Origin of the sequence: Streptomyces sp. NPDC001137 (assembly GCF_040298885.1) — a bacterium.
Taxonomy (GTDB): Bacteria; Actinomycetota; Actinomycetes; order Streptomycetales; family Streptomycetaceae; genus Streptomyces.
The window spans coordinates 204,630-222,706 of sequence record NZ_JBEPBA010000009.1; the positions used below are offsets into that span (position 1 = coordinate 204,630).

The 18,077-nt window shown below is 70.8% G+C and carries 15 protein-coding genes and 4 pseudogenes; 7 read left to right on the plus strand and 12 right to left on the minus strand.

Annotated features, from left to right (window positions below):
- Nucleotides 1-9 precede the first annotated feature (9 nt).
- Nucleotides 10-906 carry an arsenite methyltransferase gene (gene arsM, locus ABT254_RS20100; protein WP_351471617.1) on the minus strand — a complete coding sequence of 299 codons (897 nt, stop codon included), beginning with the start codon at nucleotides 904-906 and terminating at the stop codon, nucleotides 10-12.
- Nucleotides 907-1,011: 105 nt separating this feature from the next.
- Between arsM and ABT254_RS20105 the strand changes: the two genes are divergently transcribed.
- From ABT254_RS20105 to ABT254_RS20115, 3 genes are read left to right on the plus strand one after another with little or no spacing between them, the layout of a single operon-like run.
- Entirely contained in the window at nucleotides 1,012-1,386 is a 375-nt protein-coding gene (locus tag ABT254_RS20105; protein WP_351471620.1) for an ArsR/SmtB family transcription factor, read from the plus strand.
- Nucleotides 1,383-2,117: an aquaporin gene (locus tag ABT254_RS20110; protein ID WP_351471623.1), complete on the plus strand. Its 735-nt coding sequence runs from the start codon at nucleotides 1,383-1,385 to the stop codon at nucleotides 2,115-2,117. Before ABT254_RS20105 ends, ABT254_RS20110 begins: the two co-directional genes overlap by 4 nt.
- A gap of 31 nt (nucleotides 2,118-2,148) precedes the next feature.
- A complete protein-coding gene (locus tag ABT254_RS20115) occupies nucleotides 2,149-2,565 on the plus strand; it encodes an arsenate reductase ArsC (RefSeq protein ID WP_351471626.1) in 417 nt (138 codons plus the stop codon).
- A 413-nt stretch (nucleotides 2,566-2,978) separates the two neighbouring features.
- Here ABT254_RS20115 and ABT254_RS20120 read toward each other — a convergent pair.
- Both ABT254_RS20120 and ABT254_RS20125 read right to left on the minus strand, forming a co-directional pair.
- Nucleotides 2,979-4,501, minus strand: a pseudogene (locus ABT254_RS20120) (MFS transporter).
- A gap of 507 nt (nucleotides 4,502-5,008) precedes the next feature.
- Nucleotides 5,009-5,839, minus strand: coding sequence for an oxidoreductase (locus tag ABT254_RS20125; RefSeq protein WP_351471629.1), 831 nt, complete (start codon nucleotides 5,837-5,839; stop codon nucleotides 5,009-5,011).
- A 99-nt stretch (nucleotides 5,840-5,938) separates the two neighbouring features.
- Between ABT254_RS20125 and ABT254_RS20130 the strand changes: the two genes are divergently transcribed.
- Nucleotides 5,939-6,526, plus strand: a complete 588-nt coding sequence (locus ABT254_RS20130; protein WP_351471633.1) for a TetR/AcrR family transcriptional regulator — start codon at nucleotides 5,939-5,941, stop codon at nucleotides 6,524-6,526.
- 81 nt (nucleotides 6,527-6,607) lie between these two features.
- Here ABT254_RS20130 and ABT254_RS20135 read toward each other — a convergent pair whose 3' ends face one another.
- The 4 genes and pseudogenes from ABT254_RS20135 to ABT254_RS20150 all read right to left on the minus strand — a co-directional run bounded on the left by ABT254_RS20135 (nucleotide 6,608) and on the right by ABT254_RS20150 (nucleotide 10,189).
- The gene (locus tag ABT254_RS20135; RefSeq protein ID WP_351471636.1) at nucleotides 6,608-7,042 is read right to left on the minus strand and encodes a hypothetical protein; all 435 of its coding nucleotides are present in this window, start codon (nucleotides 7,040-7,042) and stop codon (nucleotides 6,608-6,610) included.
- 565 nt (nucleotides 7,043-7,607) lie between these two features.
- Nucleotides 7,608-8,768: an oxygenase MpaB family protein gene (locus ABT254_RS20140; RefSeq protein ID WP_351471639.1), complete on the minus strand. Its 1,161-nt coding sequence runs from the start codon at nucleotides 8,766-8,768 to the stop codon at nucleotides 7,608-7,610.
- Nucleotides 8,769-8,866: 98 nt separating this feature from the next.
- Nucleotides 8,867-9,918: pseudogene (locus ABT254_RS20145) on the minus strand (polyprenyl synthetase family protein).
- A complete protein-coding gene (locus ABT254_RS20150) occupies nucleotides 9,911-10,189 on the minus strand; it encodes a polyprenyl synthetase (protein WP_351471642.1) in 279 nt (92 codons plus the stop codon). The pseudogene ABT254_RS20145 and the gene ABT254_RS20150 overlap by 8 nt, the downstream one beginning before the upstream one ends.
- A 322-nt stretch (nucleotides 10,190-10,511) precedes the next feature.
- Here ABT254_RS20150 and ABT254_RS20155 point away from each other — a divergent pair, with 322 nt between their 5' ends.
- Entirely contained in the window at nucleotides 10,512-10,850 is a 339-nt protein-coding gene (locus ABT254_RS20155) for a hypothetical protein (protein ID WP_351471644.1), read from the plus strand.
- 354 nt (nucleotides 10,851-11,204) lie between these two features.
- On the opposite strand, the gene ABT254_RS20160 is transcribed toward ABT254_RS20155, so the two are convergent.
- Nucleotides 11,205-11,717 carry a hypothetical protein gene (locus ABT254_RS20160; RefSeq protein WP_351471646.1) on the minus strand — a complete coding sequence of 171 codons (513 nt, stop codon included), beginning with the start codon at nucleotides 11,715-11,717 and terminating at the stop codon, nucleotides 11,205-11,207.
- Nucleotides 11,718-11,782: 65 nt separating this feature from the next.
- Entirely contained in the window at nucleotides 11,783-13,096 is a 1,314-nt protein-coding gene (locus ABT254_RS20165; RefSeq protein WP_351471649.1) for a hypothetical protein, read from the minus strand.
- An 81-nt stretch (nucleotides 13,097-13,177) separates the two neighbouring features.
- On the opposite strand from ABT254_RS20165, the pseudogene ABT254_RS20170 reads away from it, so the two are divergent.
- Nucleotides 13,178-13,535: pseudogene (locus ABT254_RS20170) on the plus strand (hypothetical protein); the annotation flags it as partial.
- Nucleotides 13,536-13,573: 38 nt separating this feature from the next.
- Nucleotides 13,574-13,727, plus strand: a pseudogene (locus ABT254_RS20175) (transposase); the annotation flags it as partial.
- A gap of 214 nt (nucleotides 13,728-13,941) precedes the next feature.
- Here ABT254_RS20175 and ABT254_RS20180 read toward each other — a convergent pair.
- The 3 genes from ABT254_RS20180 to ABT254_RS20190 are packed head-to-tail and all read right to left on the minus strand — an operon-like array spanning nucleotide 13,942 to nucleotide 17,826.
- A complete protein-coding gene (locus ABT254_RS20180) occupies nucleotides 13,942-16,260 on the minus strand; it encodes a xanthine dehydrogenase family protein molybdopterin-binding subunit (RefSeq protein ID WP_351471652.1) in 2,319 nt (772 codons plus the stop codon).
- 34 nt (nucleotides 16,261-16,294) lie between these two features.
- Nucleotides 16,295-17,290: an FAD binding domain-containing protein gene (locus ABT254_RS20185; protein ID WP_351471655.1), complete on the minus strand. Its 996-nt coding sequence runs from the start codon at nucleotides 17,288-17,290 to the stop codon at nucleotides 16,295-16,297.
- Nucleotides 17,287-17,826: a (2Fe-2S)-binding protein gene (locus ABT254_RS20190; RefSeq protein ID WP_351471658.1), complete on the minus strand. Its 540-nt coding sequence runs from the start codon at nucleotides 17,824-17,826 to the stop codon at nucleotides 17,287-17,289. The genes ABT254_RS20185 and ABT254_RS20190 overlap by 4 nt, the downstream gene beginning before the upstream one ends.
- Nucleotides 17,827-18,077: the final 251 nt, after the last annotated feature.

Genomic DNA, 18,077 nt, shown 5'->3' on the forward strand with positions numbered 1-18,077 from the left:
GCCGCCACGTCAGCCCTGGCAGCCGCACCCGGAGGCGTCCTTGGCCTCGGTGACGCTCAGGGCGGGGTCGGCGGATGTCTCGGTCGGGGTGCAACACGCGTTCACTCCACAGCAGCCATCGGCCGACTCCGGCACCTCGGTCCGGACGACTGCCGCCACCGGCTTGGTGGCCCGGACGATGGCGGAGTGCATGCCGTCGGCAACCTGGTGGGTCGCGGTGATCTCGATGTCCGTGAACCCGGCCGCTTCCAGACCCGCGCGGTATTCGGCGAAGGACAGTGCGCCGGCGATGCAGCCGACGTAGTCGCCGCGCTCGGCTCGCTGTTCTGTGCTGAGGGTGTCGTCGGCGACGACGTCGGAGACGCCGATCCGGCCGCCGGGCTTGAGGACGCGGAAGGTCTCGGCGAAGACGGCGGGCTTGTCGGTGGACAGGTTGATCACGCAGTTGGAGATGACGACGTCGATGGTGTTCGCAGGCAGCGGGACCGCCTCGATCGTGCCCTTGAGGAACTCGACGTTCGTTGCGCCGGCCTTCGCGGCGTTGGCGAGAGCCAGGGCGAGCATCTCGTCGGTCATGTCGAGCCCGTACGCCCTGCCGGTGGGGCCGACGCGGCGGGCGGAGAGCAGGACGTCGATGCCGCCGCCGGAGCCGAGGTCGAGCACGCGCTCGCCCTCGCGGAGTTCGGCGACGGCGGTGGGGTTGCCGCAGCCGAGGGAGGCGGCGACGGCCTCGGCGGGCAGGGCGTCGCGCTCGTCGGCGGCGTAGAGGGTGGAGCCGAAGTTGTCGTCGATCTCGACCGGCTCAGGTCCGCAGCAGGCGGCGTTGCCGTCGGTGACCTTCAGGGCCGCCGTGGCGTACCGCTGGCGGACGGTCTCGCGCAGGTCGGTGGTGGTCTGCTCGCTCATGATTCACTCCCAGGTGACGGGCCGCAGCACAGGCCCGGAACGGCTTGTATTGACGTTCGTTGATGCAACCTTGCGCCTTGGATTGAAAAACGTCAACATAGAGGCATGTCGAAACAAGAGCTTGAGGGGGTCGGCCAGGACGCCGCCTGCTGCGCGGGCCTGTCCGCCGCGCCCCTGGACGAGGACCAGGCCGCTGATCTGGCGAGAGTCTTCAAGGCCCTGGGCGATCCGGTCCGGCTGCGCCTGATGTCGATGATCGCCTCCCGCGGAGTGGGCGGGGAGGTGTGCGTGTGCGAGCTGACCCCGGCTTTCGACCTGTCCCAGCCGACGATCTCCCACCACCTCAAGCTCCTGCGCCAGGCCGGCCTGATCGACTGCGAGCGCCGCGGGACCTGGGTCTACTACTGGGTGCTGCCCGGCGTCCTGGACAAGCTCGCCGCGTTCCTGACCACCCCGCAGCCCGCCGGAGCCACCGCGTGAACGCCTCCCTCGGCCGCCGCGTCGCCGCCGAGGCGATCGGCACCGGACTGCTGGTGGCGGTGGTGGTCGGCTCCGGCATCCAGGCCACCGAGCTGTCGCACGACGTCGGCGTGCAACTGCTCGCCAACTCCCTCGCCACGGTCTTCGGCCTGGGCGTGCTCATCCTGTTGCTCGGGCCCGTCTCCGGCGCGCACTTCAACCCGGTTGTCACGCTCGTCGCCTGGTTCACCGGCCGTCGTGATCCGGACGGCCTGGCCCTGCGGGACGCCGCCGCATACGTGACCGCCCAGACCGCCGGCGCCATCGGCGGCACGATTCTGGCCGACGCGATGTTCGCCCAGCCGTTGGTCAAGTTCTCTGCCCACGACCGGTTTGCCGGTCACCTGCTGCTGGCCGAGGTCGTCGCGACGGCAGGGCTGATCCTCCTGATCTTCGGCCTGGGCCGGATCGGGCGCGCCGCGCTCGCCCCGGCCGCGGTGGCCTCCTACATCGGGGCCGCGTACTGGTTCACCTCCTCCACGTCCTTCGCGAACCCTGCGGTGACCATCGGCAGGGCGTTCACCGACACCTTCGCCGGCATCGCCCCTGCTTCCGTCGCCCCGTTCATCGCGGCCCAGCTGCTGGGAGCCGTGTTCGGGCTGGGGGCCGTCGCTGTGGTCTACGGCCGTCCTGCTCCCGTCCGAGATGAAGTCGTCGTTGCGCACGGCCAGCCGGAACCCGCCGTCTCCTGACCGATCCGTTCTCCCGAGAAAGCCCCCGCTCATGAGCTCTTCCGCCGCGCCGCGTCCGTCGGTGCTGTTCGTCTGCGTCCACAACGCCGGCCGCTCCCAGATGGCCGCCGCCTTCGTCACCCACCTCGCGGGCGACCGCATCGAGGTTCGCTCCGCCGGCTCGGCTCCCGCGGACGCCGTCAACCCGGCCGTCGTGGAGGCGATGAAGGAGGTCGGCATCGACATCTCCGCCGAGACCCCGAAGATCCTCACGGTGGAGGCCGTCCAGGCTTCCGACGTCGTGATCACCATGGGGTGCGGCGACACCTGCCCCGTCTTCCCCGGCAAGCGGTACCTCGACTGGCAGCTCGACGACCCGGCCGGGCAGGGCGTTGAGGCCGTACGCCCCATCCGCGACGCGATCGAGACCCGCGTGCGGGTGCTGATCTCGGAAGTGGCGTCCGGCTGACGGCCAGGGCACGCGCTCTGGTTCAGGGCCCTGGTCAGCTGGCCGGTTGGCTTCCCGGGCCGCATCGAGAACCGTCCAGTGCCTCTGCCCGGACGGCATCACCACAGGAAATGCCCACACCGACAACTTCTGCGGCGAGTCGTGCAGCAACCCGCCGCAGAGCCACACCCTCCCGAGAACGAGTCCCAGGAGCTCAAGCGCGTTGTCTTGATGCAGCTCAGCGCCAGCGTCGTCGGCAGCGGATGCGACATGTGTGGTGCCATCGCCGGATCGGGCGAACCGGGTTGGCCGGTGGATGATGCCACGGCGGCAGACGGGAGCGGCTCCGCGTCCCGCAAGGCTGCTGGCGCAATGCGAGCGCGGAGCACGGGCTGGGTGGCGGCCGGGCCGACGTACGCGGGCGAGGGAGCCTGTCAGTGTGTGATCACTGGCATGTGTGACTCGGCGTCGTCTGTGGTCGAGTCGGTTGCCGATCGGCTCACGTTGACGAGGGTCAGGGCGAGTGCGGCGGCGGCGATCAGGATGCCTACGGCGAACCAGATGGCGTTGGCGTAGCCGTGCACCATGGCCTGCAGTTGGACGAGTTGTTGCTGGGGCTTGGTGGTGGCGGCCTGCATGTGGTCCTTGACGTAGGCGGTGGTCGCAGAGGCGGCGATGGTGTTGAGCAGGGCGGTGCCGATAGCGCCGCCGACCTGCTGGGAGGTGTTGACCATGGCGGAGGCGACGCCGGCGTCGCGGGCCTGGACGCCGTACGTGTCCAGGGACATGGCCGGCATGAACGCCGTTCCGATGCCCAGGCCGAGGAGCAGCTGCGCGGGCAGGAGCAGCCCGGTGTAGGAGGAGCCGGTCTCCAGCTGGGTGAGCAGGAGCATGCCTGCCGCCGCGGTCAGGAAGCCGGGGCCCATCAGCAGGCGCGGCGCGATGCGGGGCATGAGGCGGGCGCCGATCTGGGTGGAGCCTGCGATCATGCCTGCGATCAACGGCAGGAACGCGAAGCCGGTTTTGACCGGGCTGTATCCCTTGACGACCTGCAGGTAGTAGGTGAGGAAGAGGAACATGCCGAACATGGCGATGATGGCGAGGCCGAGGGAGAGGTAGACGCCGCCGCGGTTGCGTTCGGTGATCACGCGCAGGGGCAGCAGCGGGGCCTTGACGCGGGACTCGGTGACGACGAAGGCGAGCAGCAGGACTGCCGAGGCGATGAACAGGCCGATGGTCAGGGCGTCGCTCCAGCCGTCGGACTCGGCACGGGTGAAGCCGTAGACCAGGGAGACCAGTCCGAGGGCGGACAGGAGCACGCCGGGGATGTCGAGGGGGGGGAGCGGTTGCGGCCGCCTTCAGGCTCGCGGATGACGAGCCAGGTGCCGGCCGCGGCGATGAGGGCGAACGGGATGTTCACGAAGAACGTCCAGCGCCAGTCGAGGTATTCGGTGAGGAAGCCGCCGAGGATCAGGCCGACGGCGCCCCCGCCTCCGGAGATTGCGCCGTAGATGCCGAACGCCCGGGCGCGTTCCTTGGCGTCGGTGAACATCACGGCGAGCAGGGACAGCGCGGCGGGGGCGAGGACCGCGCCGAACAGGCCCTGCAGGGCGCGGGCGCCGAACATCGTCGCGCCGGTGGTGGCCACGCCGCCGAGTGCGGAGGCGGCGCCGAAGCCGATGAGGCCGATGAGGAAGGCGCGCCTGCGGCCCCACAGGTCGGCGATGCGGCCGCCGAACAGGAGCAGACCGCCAAAGGCGAGGGCGTAGGCGGTGACGACCCACTGCCGGTTGCCGTCGGAGATGCCCAGGTCGGCCTGGGCGGAGGGCAGGGCGATGTTCACGATGGTCGCGTCGAGCACGACCATGAGCTGGGCGAGCGCGATGAAGACGAGCGCCCTCCAGCGGTTGGCTTCACCGCTCGGGGCGGCGGAGGTTTTGGGAGCTGTTGCGGACATGGGGGTACCCACTTCGGGACTTCGTGACGGAGGGAGAAGGAAGAAGGAGGGGCCCGGGCCTGGCGGCGGACCGGGGGAGGATCCTGCCGCCGGGCCCGGGCGGCGCGCCGGTCCCGTCCCCACGGATCCGGCGCGGCGGGACCGCCCCCGCTCATGAGCGGCCCCGGTCTGAGGTGACGTGCGTAGCAGGAAGGCGGCGGGCTGCTAGGAGCAGGAGGTGCCTGCGGGGCCCGGACGGCTGCCTCGACCAGGTCTGTATCGGTGGGACGCGAGGTGTCCGGCGTCGCAGGCAGGGCCAGGGGCAGGGGGCCGGCGATTCAGCACGCGGCCGGGGACGGGCGGGCCGCGGTGCAGATGAGGGCGGAGGCGCTGCGGCAGGACGACGGCTGCCGCCGGGGAAACCGGTGAAGGCACGGTACGGCCTGCGGTGAAGACATGAGGTTCGGTTCGTCCCGCGCCATGGTGACCGCGGCGCAGGGCTGTTGGCGAAGGCGGGCCCGGTGAGGGTCAGGTGGGCAGGCCGGTGGCGCGGGAGATGACCGTGTCGAAGGCGCGGTCGGACACGATGCGGCGCAGGGCGATGAGCGGGCGGGCGCCGAAGCCGGTGGCGTAGCGGGGCTTGGGACGGCGGGCGGTGACGGCCTTGCCGATCGCGTCGGCGATCACCTGGGGCGGGGAGTTGCGCTTGGCGTTGGCCTCGGAGCGCAGTGAGGAGGCGACGGCGTCGGCCTGCTTGGCGTAGGCACCGGCGGCGGAGGACTTCTCCAGCTGGTCGGCGGCGATGCCGCCCCATTCGGTGGCGATGCCGCCGGGCTCGATGACGACGACGTCGATGCCGAAGGGCTTGGCCTCCAGGCGCAGGCAGTCGCTGAGGGCCTCGAGGGCGAACTTGGTGCCGTGGTACCAGCCGCCGAGCGGGGTGTAGATCTTGCCACCCATGGAGGTGATGTTGACGATCGTGCCGGAGTGCTGGGCGCGCATGTGCGGCAGGGCGAGCTGGGCCAGGCGCATGGCGCCGAAGACGTTGACCTCGAACTGTCGGCGGGCCTCGTCCATCGGGACGTCCTCGATGGCGCCATAGGAGCCGTAGCCGGCGTTGTTGACCAGCACGTCGATGCGGCCGGTCTCGGCGACGATGCGGTCGATGCCGGCGCGCATGGAGGCGTCGTCGGTGACGTCCATGGCCAGCGGGCGGATGCCGCGGTCGGCCAGCTGCTGCAGGCGGTCGGTGCGGCGGGCGGCGCCGTAGACGGTGTACCCCAGGGACTGGAGCTTGAGGGCGGTGGCCTCGCCGATGCCGGACGAGGCACCGGTGACGAGAGCGGTCTTGGCGGTCATGGGGACTTCCTGTCGGAGTAAGATGAACTTCGGTTCACCATCCATCATGAACCCTGGTTCACGTTAATGCAAGCCGAGATGCCCACCGCAGGAGAGCCCATGGCCCAGACCCGAGCACCGCGCGCCGACGCGGTCCGCAACCGCAAGAAGATCCTCGACGCCGCCCGCGAACAGATCACCCTGCACGGCCCCGACACGGGCATGGACGAGATCGCCGCCGCGGCGGGCGTGGCCGTGGGCACCCTGTACCGGCACTTCCCCACCAAGACCGACCTGGTCGCCGCAGTGGTCGCCGAATACACCACGCACGTGGCCGAGGCCGCCGAGGCCGCCCGTGAACGCCTCGCCACCGGCGCCCGCGCCGTCGACGAGATCACCGACTTCCTTGCCCGCGTCACCGAGGCGATCGCCGTCAACCACGCCGTCAAGGCAGCTGCCCGCGCCCTCGGTGCCGACCCCGTGGACCGGGATGCCGAAGCCCGCGCCGGCGCCGCACTGGCCGCGCTGATCCAGGCGGGACAGGCCGACGGAGACATCCACCAGGACGTCACTGTCGACGACATCTACCTGCTCTTCAGCACGGCCCCCACCGACCAGCCACCCGCCGCCCGTGCCCGCTGGCTCAGCCTGGTCCTGACCGGCCTGACCACTCACACGCGAACCGGAGACACCGGGACTGCCTCATAAGCGTCTGCCTTCCGGTGGGGTGCGACAAGCCGGGCCGGCTCCGACTCGGGAGCGGACCGGCGTGCTGTTCGTGTGACGACCTCAGGCCGGGGAACACCCCATATTGCTGTCGCTCACCCCGTCGAATTTGGTGGCCCAACTCGTCCAGTTGTTCTCGACATCGTCGGGCCGGATCTCGCGGTACAGGCAGGTGCCGTCCGCACGGTGGCTGATGGCGAACACGCTGACGCTGGTGTTGGAGCTGAATGAATAGGCGTGCCGCTTCACGTACGGCGATGCCTCTTGGTAGCCAGGCGCCGTGTAGGTCCACTTGGTGCCCTGCTCGTTGGGGTCCGACCAGAAGCTGACCTGCCCCGGCCCGGGCTGACGAGGTGCCGCCGCCTCCGCGCCAGGTGCGGAGAAGGCGGCGCCTGTGACTGCGGCAAGCGCAGTGACTGTGGTGAGAACGCGTCGCATGAGGATCGCTTTCTGGCTGAGCGGAGCAGGGGGTTTCGTTCCCGAGTTCAACTGCCTCACGGTCAGGTCGTCACTGGCGGGTCGCCTGATCGGGGCAGGCGGTCGGCCCTCCCTAGCCAGCGGGGCCAACACTCAGTGTCCCGAGACGGCTGCTCACGGATCAGTGACAAACGGTCAACGTTCAGTGCCAGAGGACAGCCACACCGGTCTTCTCGCCCGGCTGGATGGTATTCGCAAGCGATCGCATAACGACGGGCGCCGCGCGCGTCCAATGAACCCTGGCGTTCCGGGCTTGATGGCAACTCAGATCCAATGAGATCCGACGGCGGTTGAAGACGGGGTTGGATGACACCTGGCGTCCGATGAAGGCCAGAAGCGAGGGACAACGCGGCCAATCTCGTCCACAAGCGGGTGTCGACGACCGGCAGTCGACCGACCGTCAGAACCCCGTCCTGGACGAGGCCGGGGTCGAGGACCCGGTCGTCTTCGAGGAGGACCCGGACACCTCCAGCCGCCTCCACCCCTCCAGCGGCCGAAGGTCAGCGAGCTGCTTCCTCTGCAGCCTCACCCTCGTCGGCTCACCGCCTCCCGCAGAACAACGCAGGGAGTTCGAGCGACGTGGCGGTCAGGAGACTGTGGCGGCTGGTGGGGTCCACCGGCGGGTGCGGGGCATCGCGCTGGAGATGCCGTAGTCCTTCTTGAGCTGCTCGGGGATGGCGTAGTGCATGACGCGTCCGCGGGTGAGAGAGGACAGCTCGAAGACAGTCGTAAGGTGGCCGAGACGGTCCAGGGCCCAGGCCCCGAGGGGGGAGCGGTCCTCGATGATCTCCAGGACGCCGAGGAGATGGGGCACGGCCTTGACGACGGTGTCCCACGGGGTGTGCGGCACGTCGAGCCAGTCGGCGCAGGTGTCGCCGATGAGGTAGCGGATGAGAGCGGAGACGATCGGGTCGAAGAAGGTGCCGGGCACGATCTCCTCGTAGAGGTCGATGAGCTGCCGGGTCAGATGCGCGCCCTCTTCGGAAGGCCCCATGTGCCGGATCATGTACAGGTCCAGGAAACGGCGGGCCTCGTCGAGCGTCTTGGGGGCCGCGTCCTGGTCGATGCCAAGCATCGCACCGACCACTTGCCACGCGTAGTAGTAGGCTTCCGCCCCTTCCTGCGACATGTGGATGCCGAGGCGGTGCAGGCTGTCCAGCACGAGCAGGGAGAAGAACATCTGCCCGCCGATCATGTCCTCCTGACAGATCGGCACTCCCAGAGCGTCGGTGTCCCAGCGGTTCTCGCGCCCCAGGTGGTGGCGGATGGAGGCGTGCAGGAGGCGGACCTTCTGAACGGCGGGGATGAAGCGGCTGCCGGCTTCAAAGGCGTCGGGCTGCATCAGGTAGACGGTGAACTGGCCCGTCTCCGCCATGCGTTTGGAGGGGTACTTGAGCCCGTGGGTGGCCGACAGCAGTTTCGCCACATGCGGTACGACGTAGCAGGCGGGCATGGAGGCGAAGGACAGCGCGGTGGAGATGTGCACGTTGTTGTCGATGAAGAACAGCCGGGCCTTCTCCATTTCCGACCAGTCCACCCAGGGCGGCGGGATTCGGGTGGCCTCAAGGTACTCGCGCGCCACGTCCGGCAGACCCTCTGGAAGGGGAGCGCCGGCGGTGGAGACGTAGCGCATCAGGGTGTTGAACGTGCCTACCTGGCCACGTTCGAACAGTGCGGCGACGGTGGCGTCGGCGAGTTCGTCACCGACCTGCCGCAGGGCGTCCATCGATGCCTCGGTGTATGTCATGGCGGGGCTCCTTGTCTTCCACGGGATCGTCCATGAGCGGCCGGAGACGGCAGCGGCCGGACATGGCAGCAGGGTTGCGCCACACCGGGTGCAAAGGGTCAAGAGAGACGGTCCGCCGCCGACTGCGCCAGCGCGGTCAGGGCAGCGCCGGCGTGAGTGGGGGCATCCAGCTCGTGAAGCGCGCCGAGCGCCTCCTCGACCCGTGCGCTGATCATTTCCTCGACGCGGTCGGGTGCCTTCAGTCGGCGCATCACCTCACGGACCGCGTTCAGAGCATCCGCGTCCAGACGGCGACGGCCCAGCAGGGCGTGCAGTCTCTCGCGGTCGTCGGCGCCGGCGAGGCGCCAGGTCTCTGCCAGCAGCGCGGTGGGGCGGTGGCCGCGTACGTCGTCGGCGTTGGCCTTGCCGGTGCGTTCCGGGTCTCCGAACAGGCCGAGCAGGTCGTCCCGCAACTGGAACGCCTCGCCCAGCGGCAGCCCGTACGCGGAGTAGCCCTCACGCAGCCGCGCGCCGGCCCCGGCCGGAGCACCACCGATCAGCAGCGGCTGCTCGACGGTGTATTTGGCGGTCTTGTAGCGGATCACCTTCAGTGACGCCTCGGTGTCGGACCGGCTCCGGTGCGCAGGATCTCCAGGCACTCGCCCGCGACCAGTTCGCGGGCCATCACCGACCACAGAGGGCGGGCGCGGGCGAGGTACGCGGCGGGCAGGCCGCTGGTGGCGAACAACTGCCCAGCCAGTGCCATCAGTAGGTCACCCACCAGCATCGCGAGCGACCTGGCGGCGGCATCGGTGCGCGGACGACCTCGCACGGCGCCGCGCAGGGTGACATGAGTCGTGGGTCGCCCGTGCCGCAGCGGGCTGTCGTCGATGAGGTCGTCATGCACGACTGCGGCGGCGTGCACCAGCTCCATGGACGCCGCCGCCCGCACCAGCGCGGCGCTGTCCGGCTGTCCCACCGCGCGCCAGCCCCAGTAGCAAAACGCCGCCCGCAGCCGTTTACCGTCCGCGGCCGCGGCCTCCAACTCCTCGGCCACCGGGGCAAGCAGCGGATCGATCGCGGCGAACAGATCGGCCTCCTGGGCGACGAACCGGCGCACCACCTCGTCGACACGGATCTTGAACGCGGCCTGCTCCCACCGGTCAGTCATCAGCAGCGGTCTTCCGAGCCAGGGCGTGCCGAGCCAGGACCTCCAGGTGGGCTGGCGGGACGGCCGCGTACCGGTCCAACACCAGGCGCCCACGTGCCGCGAGGTCGTGCTCGGCCTGCGCCGCCAGCTCAGCAGCGTCCGAGCGGCGCAGCAACCCCCGCACCGTCCCCACGGCCGAACCCAGCGTGCTCACCGCCAGATCGGCCAGCCCGGCCACCAGCAGCACGGCCTGCTCGTCCAAGCCCGCACGCCGTCCCACTTCTCGCGTCATGCTTTCCCCCACCCACAGCACATCCCGGCGGCACCGGTCACAGGCCGTCCGTTCGAGCATCGCGTCCCCCGGGCGCGAACACGGAAGAACTCACGATCGAGTGATCACATCGATCGGCCGTACGGGCCACGCTCGACGGCACCGACCACGTCGGCCACAAGGAGCAGGGCAGCATGATCCGCCGATACAGCATCAGGCAACATTCGCCCTCGGTAGGCTCTCGTCGCCGAACGGGAGGTTCGACTTGGGTACTCGTCGGCACGGAGCCTGGCCGGTCGCCGCGCTGGTCGTGGGAGTTCTGAGTGCTTGCGATCCGGCGACCATGGATCCCACGGACCCCACCAACTTCAGTTCCGTCGCCTTCGTCAATGACACCGGCTCCCCAGCTGTCCTGTTCGAGTGCGGTGACAGCCGTGGACGTGACTGCCATGACATGAGCGGCCGACTCGCCCCCGGAGAACGCAGCGACCAGCAGGTGTTCTGGGGGGCCGGTCTGGATCCCTGGCAAGTTCGCGACGCACGGGGGCAGATCGTGGGCTGGGTGATCGTGAGCACACAGCGTCGTGAATCCGGAGCTGTCTACTACCTCGGCGATGCCGAGTCCGAGCCCGGCAAGCCGACGACTCCGCGTGTCTCGCCGCACGCCGACCCGAGGCGGTGATTCGGTTCCCCTCGGACCCAGCCGCCAATCGGTTGAGCCCCTGTCCTCAGATCTTCGCTGCCCTCTGGGCGCGGGCCCAGGTCGACCAGAAGGGAAGACTTCGCGTGCCGTCCAGGAGAGGGAAGTTGGGCTTCCGTCATCATCCTGGACAAACCAGACGACTTGGTTCTGGCGAACGTCTCGGAAGAATGCCGCCGCCTGCGAACCACTTTGACTCATGACCAACGAGACTGACGTTCCCCGCCACGCGTTTCGTGAGAAGTTCTAGGCGCCGACATGGTGGAGCTTTGCCGGGAGTGTGTGGCCGGATTGGCCATGCGCCGCAGTCATCATGGAAGTGTGGTGACCATCGAGTCAGGTTCTCCGTAGGACTCGACCTGCGCCGGCCGCGACGGTGGTGGCCAGTAGCCAGCCGGTGCCGATGAGGACGATCCCCACCCACTGCATGGCGCCGGACGGCTCGTATGCCCGCTCCTGGCCGAGGTCGACCAGCGGCAGTAGGAGATCGAGGGTGTAGATGACCGGCTGGAAGCGCGGGTACGGTCCGCCGCCCACGGGTTCGGGGTGCCAGGTCCCGAAAAGTGCCGAGCCGGCGGCCAGCAGGCACAGCAACAGCCATACGGCCCGCAGCGGGCGGTATCCGTAGCCGACCGCTGCGTCCTGCAGCAGGCTCCACAGCCGGGCGGGGGAGGCGAGGGTCGGCCGCAGGCTGCGCTGCTTGGCGACCAGGACGGTCCGGGCGTCGGCGTCCCGGCCGTGGCGTTGGTAGACGCCGGCCAGTTGCTCGTAGGGCTGGGGCTTGAAACCCTCCGGGTCCCGCATCAACCAGGGGAGGCGTTCTGCGGCGGGCAGGGTGGGACGCAGCATGTCGTACACGGTGCCGTCCACTCTGAGGGATGTCGGCCAGTGGGCAGGGCTGTCCCGGATCAGCATCACTTTGGTTCGGCTGAGGGCAACGTGTCCCTTGGGCGACTCCGCGAACTGCAGGGAGAGTTGGGCCGCCGTCGTGCCCCGGCAGGCGAGGGCCTCCTCTGCTCCGGCCGCGTCCAGGATCGCGCCGTGGAAGGACACGTAACTGCGGACGGTGGCATACTGATGCCGATCCTGCCGTGAGCTGTGAGGCCGCGGCCGAAGTGTGCCACCCCGCCCACGTCGATCCCATTGGCGCTCAGGGCGCTCGAGTCGTCTGCGGGTGCCGTCAGTTCGGCCCCGTCCAGCAGGAGCGAGCCGCCGATCCGAGCGTCGCACAGGTCGACGGTGCCGTGCGCGGAGAGGCCGTCCCGGCAGTCGAGGTCGCCGCCTATGTGTGCGCGGGCCGCCGTGAGCGCCGTACCCGAAGGGTGGTTCAGGCGGGCGCCCTTGAGGACGACGCTGCCGCGTATCGAGGTGTCTGCGAGGGTGATCGGTCCGTCGACGACGAGCCCCCGCTCGGCCTGGATATCGCCTCCGACCTGGGCGCAGCCCAGATGAAGGGCGTACTCGCCCGCGTCCAAGCCCGGGCCCGTGAGGGTCGCGTCGAGGAGCTCCAGGGACGCCCCGATCGAGGCCCCGCAGAGGTTGACGGTTCCGGCGCAGGAGAAGCCGCGACCCATGTACAGGCCGCCGCCGACGGTGAGTTCGGACATCTGGAGATTTCCCCTGGGGGTGCTGATCGTCGCTCCCCGGAGTATGAGCAGGTCCTGCACGCGGGCATTGGTCAGGTAGAAGGTGCCTGCGCATTCCAGACCGGTCGCCGACAGGGATTCGTCCACGGCGACGGACCGGGCGTCGATGGCGGCTTCCCCGGGACCGGGGCGGACCTTGGTGCCGTCGAGGGAGAGATGGGTGCCGACGGTCAGCGAGCGCAGGTCCAGTGTCCCGTTCGCCGTGCAGCGGGTGACCTTGAACTCCTGGGCGACCCGCACGCTGTGCGCCCGCAGCCCGGGGAGCCGGCACTCGTCGAGTTCGAGCGCCTCCAACTGTGCGCCGTCCAGGCGCGGCGCCCCGTCGAGCCGGCACCGACGCAGGCGTACGGCCCCGCGTACGACGCCCTCGGACAGGTCCAGCTCCCCGCGTATCCGCACGCCGCGCAGCCGGAGCCGGGCGAGGTGGCCCGAGCGCGGGGGCGGAGTGATCAGCAACAGCTCGCGCACGGCCTCTCCCCGTACCTCCGGCACACCCTCGCACCACTCGCCGCGCCGGTAGGCCTCCCACATCCGGCGCTCGCCCTCGTCCCACCCCGTCGGCGGGTCGTCATCGTCCGCCACCCGAGTCCCCCTCTTTGCAGTGACGCCGATCGAGTACCACGTTGCTGCCCACGCGGGGAAGAAGTATCCGGGCTCCGTATGGAGGACTGGTCGGTCGCCCACCAGAAGCTGGCCCTGGCCCACCGCCGTGCCGACAACCTGAAGCAGGCTCTGCACTCCATCGACGTCGCGCGTACCACCGGCACGGTCGGGACTTCCCGATGCAGCGGGTGCGGTTGGACACTGCGTAGGGCACATTTCTGTCGGATGCGGCGACCCGGAATGTGGGCTGTCCGTCCTCGATCAGGCGGCATAGGTGGCCCGCCAGCACGGGCTGAGCCACCAGCTGCGCAATATTGAGGGCATCCGACGGGCCAGCAAGGATGAGCCAGAGGGTGCCAGCGGCCGGAGCACCAGCAGCGCCAGATCGCCGACGAGCAGTTCGACGACGCAACGCTGATTTGGGACTACCACCGGATGGGCCACGAGCTGCGACCCTGCTCGGTCAACGCCGACGGACACCGCGAGATCCTCGGCCTGGACGTGGCCACCGCCAGGACGGCGCCGGCTGGTGGCCTTCCTGCGCTCACTGATCGCCCGCGGCCTGTCCGGCGTCCAACTGGTCGTCTTCGACGCGCACATGGGCATGGTCAACGAGAGTCTTTGAACAGCCCGACACCGCCGCCGTCCAGGCCCACCTACGCCACGTCATCACCAGCTCACTGAGGAAGAGCCGCACCCAAGTAGCCGTTGCCCAGGGTGCACAGACTCCCGCAGGCGTTCCTCGGCGGGCTCGTAGCCCTCGTACTCCCACAGCAGTCCCGGCACTCGGGCGGTTCCCCTTCCGGTGTCCCTCGTCGCGGTCGTCACCGTTCGGCCAGCAGGCCGGTGAGGACGCGGTCCGGGGTGAGGGGGAGTTCGCGGAACCGGATGCCGGTGGCGTGGTGGACGGCGTTGCCGAGGGCGGCGGCGGTCCCGACGATGCCGATCTCGCCGATGCCCTTGCTGCCCATGGGGTTGAGGTGCGGGTCGTCCTCCTCGATCCAGTCGGCCTCGATGCCGGGGACGTCGGCGTGGGCGGGCACGTGGTAGGAGGCGAGGTCGGCCTCGGTGAAGTCGCCGAACGGGGCGTCCATGGTGCTGCCCTCGGTCAGGGCCATGCCCAGGCCCATGATCATGCCGCCGACGAACTGGGAGCGCGCGGTGCGGGCGTTGAGGATCCGCCCTGCGGCGAAGATGCCGAGCATCCTGCGGGCCCGTACCTCGCCGGTGACGGTGTCGACGGCGACCTCGGCGAAGTGGGCGCCGAAGGCGTGCCGGGCGTACGGGGAGTCGGCGTCCGCCCGGCCGGCGGTGTCGGAACGGACCAGGAGCCCCTCGGCGGGCAGCGGACCCGGGTGCTCGGCGAGCCGGGCCGCCAGGGCGGCGCACGCCTCGTGCACGGCCCAGCCCCATGAGGCGGTGCCGGAGGAGTCGCCGGCCAGCGACGCCGGGGGCAGGTCGCTGCGGCCCACCTCGGTGCGCACCCGGTCCAGAGACGCGCCGAGGGCGTCGGCGGCGACCTGGGCGAGGACGGTGCGCGCGCCGGTCCCGATGTCGGCCGCGTTCACCCTGATGAGGAAGGTGCCGTCGGGCAGGGCCTCGGCGGTGGCGGTCGACGGCCGGATCAGGACCGGGTAGGTCGCCGCGGCCACTCCGGTGCCGATGAGCAGTGGGCCCTCGGTCCGGGAGCGCGGGCGCGGGTCGCGCCGCTCCCAGCCGAAGCGGCGGGCGCCCTCGCGCAGGCACTCGGCGAGGTGCCGGCTGCTGAACGGCTTGCCGCTGCCGGGTTCCCTCTCCGGCTCGTTGCGGATCCGCAGCTCGACGGGGTCCACGCCGAGGGCCCCGGCGAGTTCGTCGACCGCCGACTCCAGGGCGTACATGCCGGGGGCCTCGCCAGGGGCGCGCATCCAGGACGGGCTGGGGACGTCCAGCGGCACCACCCGGTGGGAGCTGAGCAGGTGCTGGGTGGCGTACATGACGCGGGACGGCACCGCGGCCTGCTCCACGTACTCCCTGACGTGCGAGGTGTGCGTGGTGACCTCGTGCAGCACCGCGGTGAGGTGTCCCTCGGCGGTGGCGCCGAGGCGCAGCCGGTGCAGGGTGGGGGCCCGGTGGCCGACGACGGTGGGCATGTACCGGCGGGGGTAGGCCACCGTGACCGGCCGGCCGGTGTGCCGTGCGGCCATGGCGGCGAGGACGACGTCGGGGCGCGGGGTGCCCTTGGAGCCGAAGCCGCCGCCGACGTGCTCGGCCACCACGGTGACGTGCTCCTCGGGCAGGTCGAAGAGACCGGCGAGCACGGACTGGACGGTCGTGCTGCCCTGGCTGGAGGTGTACACGGTCAGCCGGTCGCCGTCCCAGTGCGCGGTGCTCGCGTGCGGTTCCATGGGGTGGTTGTGCAGGGGCGGCACCCGGTACTCGGTGTCCAGGCGGACATCGGCGGCGGCGAAGGCGCCGTACGGGTCCCCGTGTTCGAGGCGGACCGGCTGAGCGCCCCCTTCGGGCTCGTAGGCGTCCGGGTGGTCGGGGCGGAGTACGACGTCGTGGTGCTCGGTGGCGTAGCCGACGCGGACGGCCCGGGCGGCGGCGCGGGCCGCCTCCAGGGTCTCGGCGACAGCCAGGGCGACGCACCAGCCCCGGTGCGGCACGTGGCGGTTCTGCAGGACGGCGAGGGTGGCGTCGTCCGTCTCGCCGAGGCGCGGGGCGTCGCCGGGGGTCAGCACGGCGAGGACGCCGGGCAGCGCGAGCGCGGCCGAGGTGTCCACGCCGGTGACCCGGCCCCGGGCCACGGCCGCCGGCACGGGCCAGGCGTGGACGCCGCCGGGCACCGGGTACTCGGCGGCGTAACGGGCGTTACCGGTGACCTTCTCCCGCCCTTCCCGCCGCCCGGCGGGCGCCCCCAGGGCGGTGCCGGTGCGCGGGGTGGGGTGGGCATTCTGCTCCAGGGCGCCGGTACGGGGCTGCCGGCCCTCGCCGGACTCACCCGAGGCGGCGGAGACGGCGCCGGTGACGAGGTCGTCGTGCGGCAGAGCGGCGCCGGCCCGCGGATCGTCCCGGGGCAGCCCGGTGGCGGCCATCGGATCGTCGTGCGGCAGATCGGTCCCGGGCAGCGGGCCACCATGCTCCAGTGGGTCGTTCGCCATCGGTTCTCCTGGGGTCGGCCGGGTCCGGAAGAGGTCAGGCCGTCGCGGGTGCGGGGGCGAGGCGGTTCAGGACGTCCAGGGCGAGATTGCGGGCGAGGGGCACCTTGTAGGCGTTGTCGCGCAACGGCTCGGCGCGGTCCAGTTCCAGGGCCACGGCGCCCTCGAAGGCCTCGGGGGTCGCCGCCGCGCCCAGCAGCGCCGTCTCCGCGTGGTGGGCTCGCCAGGGCCGGTGGGCGAGGCCGCCGAAGGCGAGCCCCACCTGGTCCACGACGCCGTCCGCGACCCGCAGGACGACGGCCACGGAGGCCAGGGCGAAGGCGTACGAGGCACGGTCGCGGGCCTTGCGGTAGGCGGAGGGCACACCGGCCCGGGCGGCCGGCAGCAGGACGCCGGTGATCAGCTCACCGGGGCGGATCTCGGTGTCCCGCTCCGGACGGACCCCAGGCAACCGGTGGAAGTCGGCCACCGGGATGCTGCGCCCGCCCTCGGCGCCGTACAGCTCGACCCGGGCGTCGAGGGCCGCCAGGGCGACGGCCATGTCGGAGGGGTGGGTGGCGATGCAGTGCGGGGAGTGGCCCAGCACGGCGTGATCGCGGTGCAGGCCGTCGCGGGCACCACAGCCGCTGCCCGGCTGCCGCTTGTTGCAGGGTTTGCCGAGGTCCTGGAAGTAGGGGCAGCGGGTGCGCTGGAGCAGGTTGCCGCCGGTCGTCGCGGCGTTGCGGAGCTGTCCGGAGGCGCCCGCGAGGAGCGCCTGGGACAGTACCGGGTAGCGGTCGCGGACCAGCGGGTGGGCGGCGAGATCGCTGTTGCGGACGGTGGCGCCTACGCGCAGCGCGCCGTCCGGCAGTTCCTCGACCGAGTCCAGCGGCAGCCGGCCGACGTCGATGAGGACGCCAGGGGTTTCCACGCCGAGTTTCATGAGGTCGACGAGGTTGGTGCCGCCGGCGAGGTAGTGGGCGCCAGGGTGGGCCGCGTAGGCCTCGACTGCCTCCTCGACGCCGGTGGGCCTGAGGTATCCGAAGCCTTTCACCCGATCACGTCCTCCACCGCCTCGACGATGCGCGGATAGGCGCCGCACCGGCACAGGTTGCCGCTGAGCCGCTCGCGGATCTCCGGCCCGTCCAGCGGCACGGGCCGGCCGGAGGGCTCCGCCGGGTCGGTGACGTGGGACGGGTGACCGGCAGCGGCCTCGGCGATCATGCCCACCGCGGAGCAGATCTGCCCGGGTGTGCAGTAGCCGCACTGGAAGGCGTCGCGTTCCAGGAAGGCCCGCTGGAGGGGGTGCGGTTCCTCGCCGTCGCCGCCGAGGCCCTCGATGGTGGTGACCTCGCTGCCGTCGAGGGTGACGGCGAGCAGCAGACAGCCGTTGACGCGGCGCCCGTCCACCAGGACGGTGCAGGCGCCGCACTGGCCGTGGTCGCAGCCCTTCTTGGACCCGGTGAGGCCCAGGTCCTCACGGAGCAGGTCCAGCAGGACCCGCCGGTGGTCGACGAGCAGGGTATGGGGTTTGCCGTTGACCCGGAGGGTGATCTTCGAGTGCGGGTCGAGCGGTTTTTCGCTGGTCATGGCAAGGAGCGTCTTCCGGACGGGTCGTGGTGTCCGTGCACACCGCGTATCCAGGCTGCGACGCCTCACACGTCCCGGCCACTCCAGGGCACCTCGCGGCCCCCATGCCGGGCCGGTCGGCCGGCCCGGCGACGGGGGCAGGAAGGGCTCGGTCATCGTCCAGCGGCGACGCGGCGGACTCGACCTCGTCCCTCGGCCCGATCTCCGTCTAAAGCGCCCGCCACATCGCCGCCGCGTCCAGGTCGGCGCCG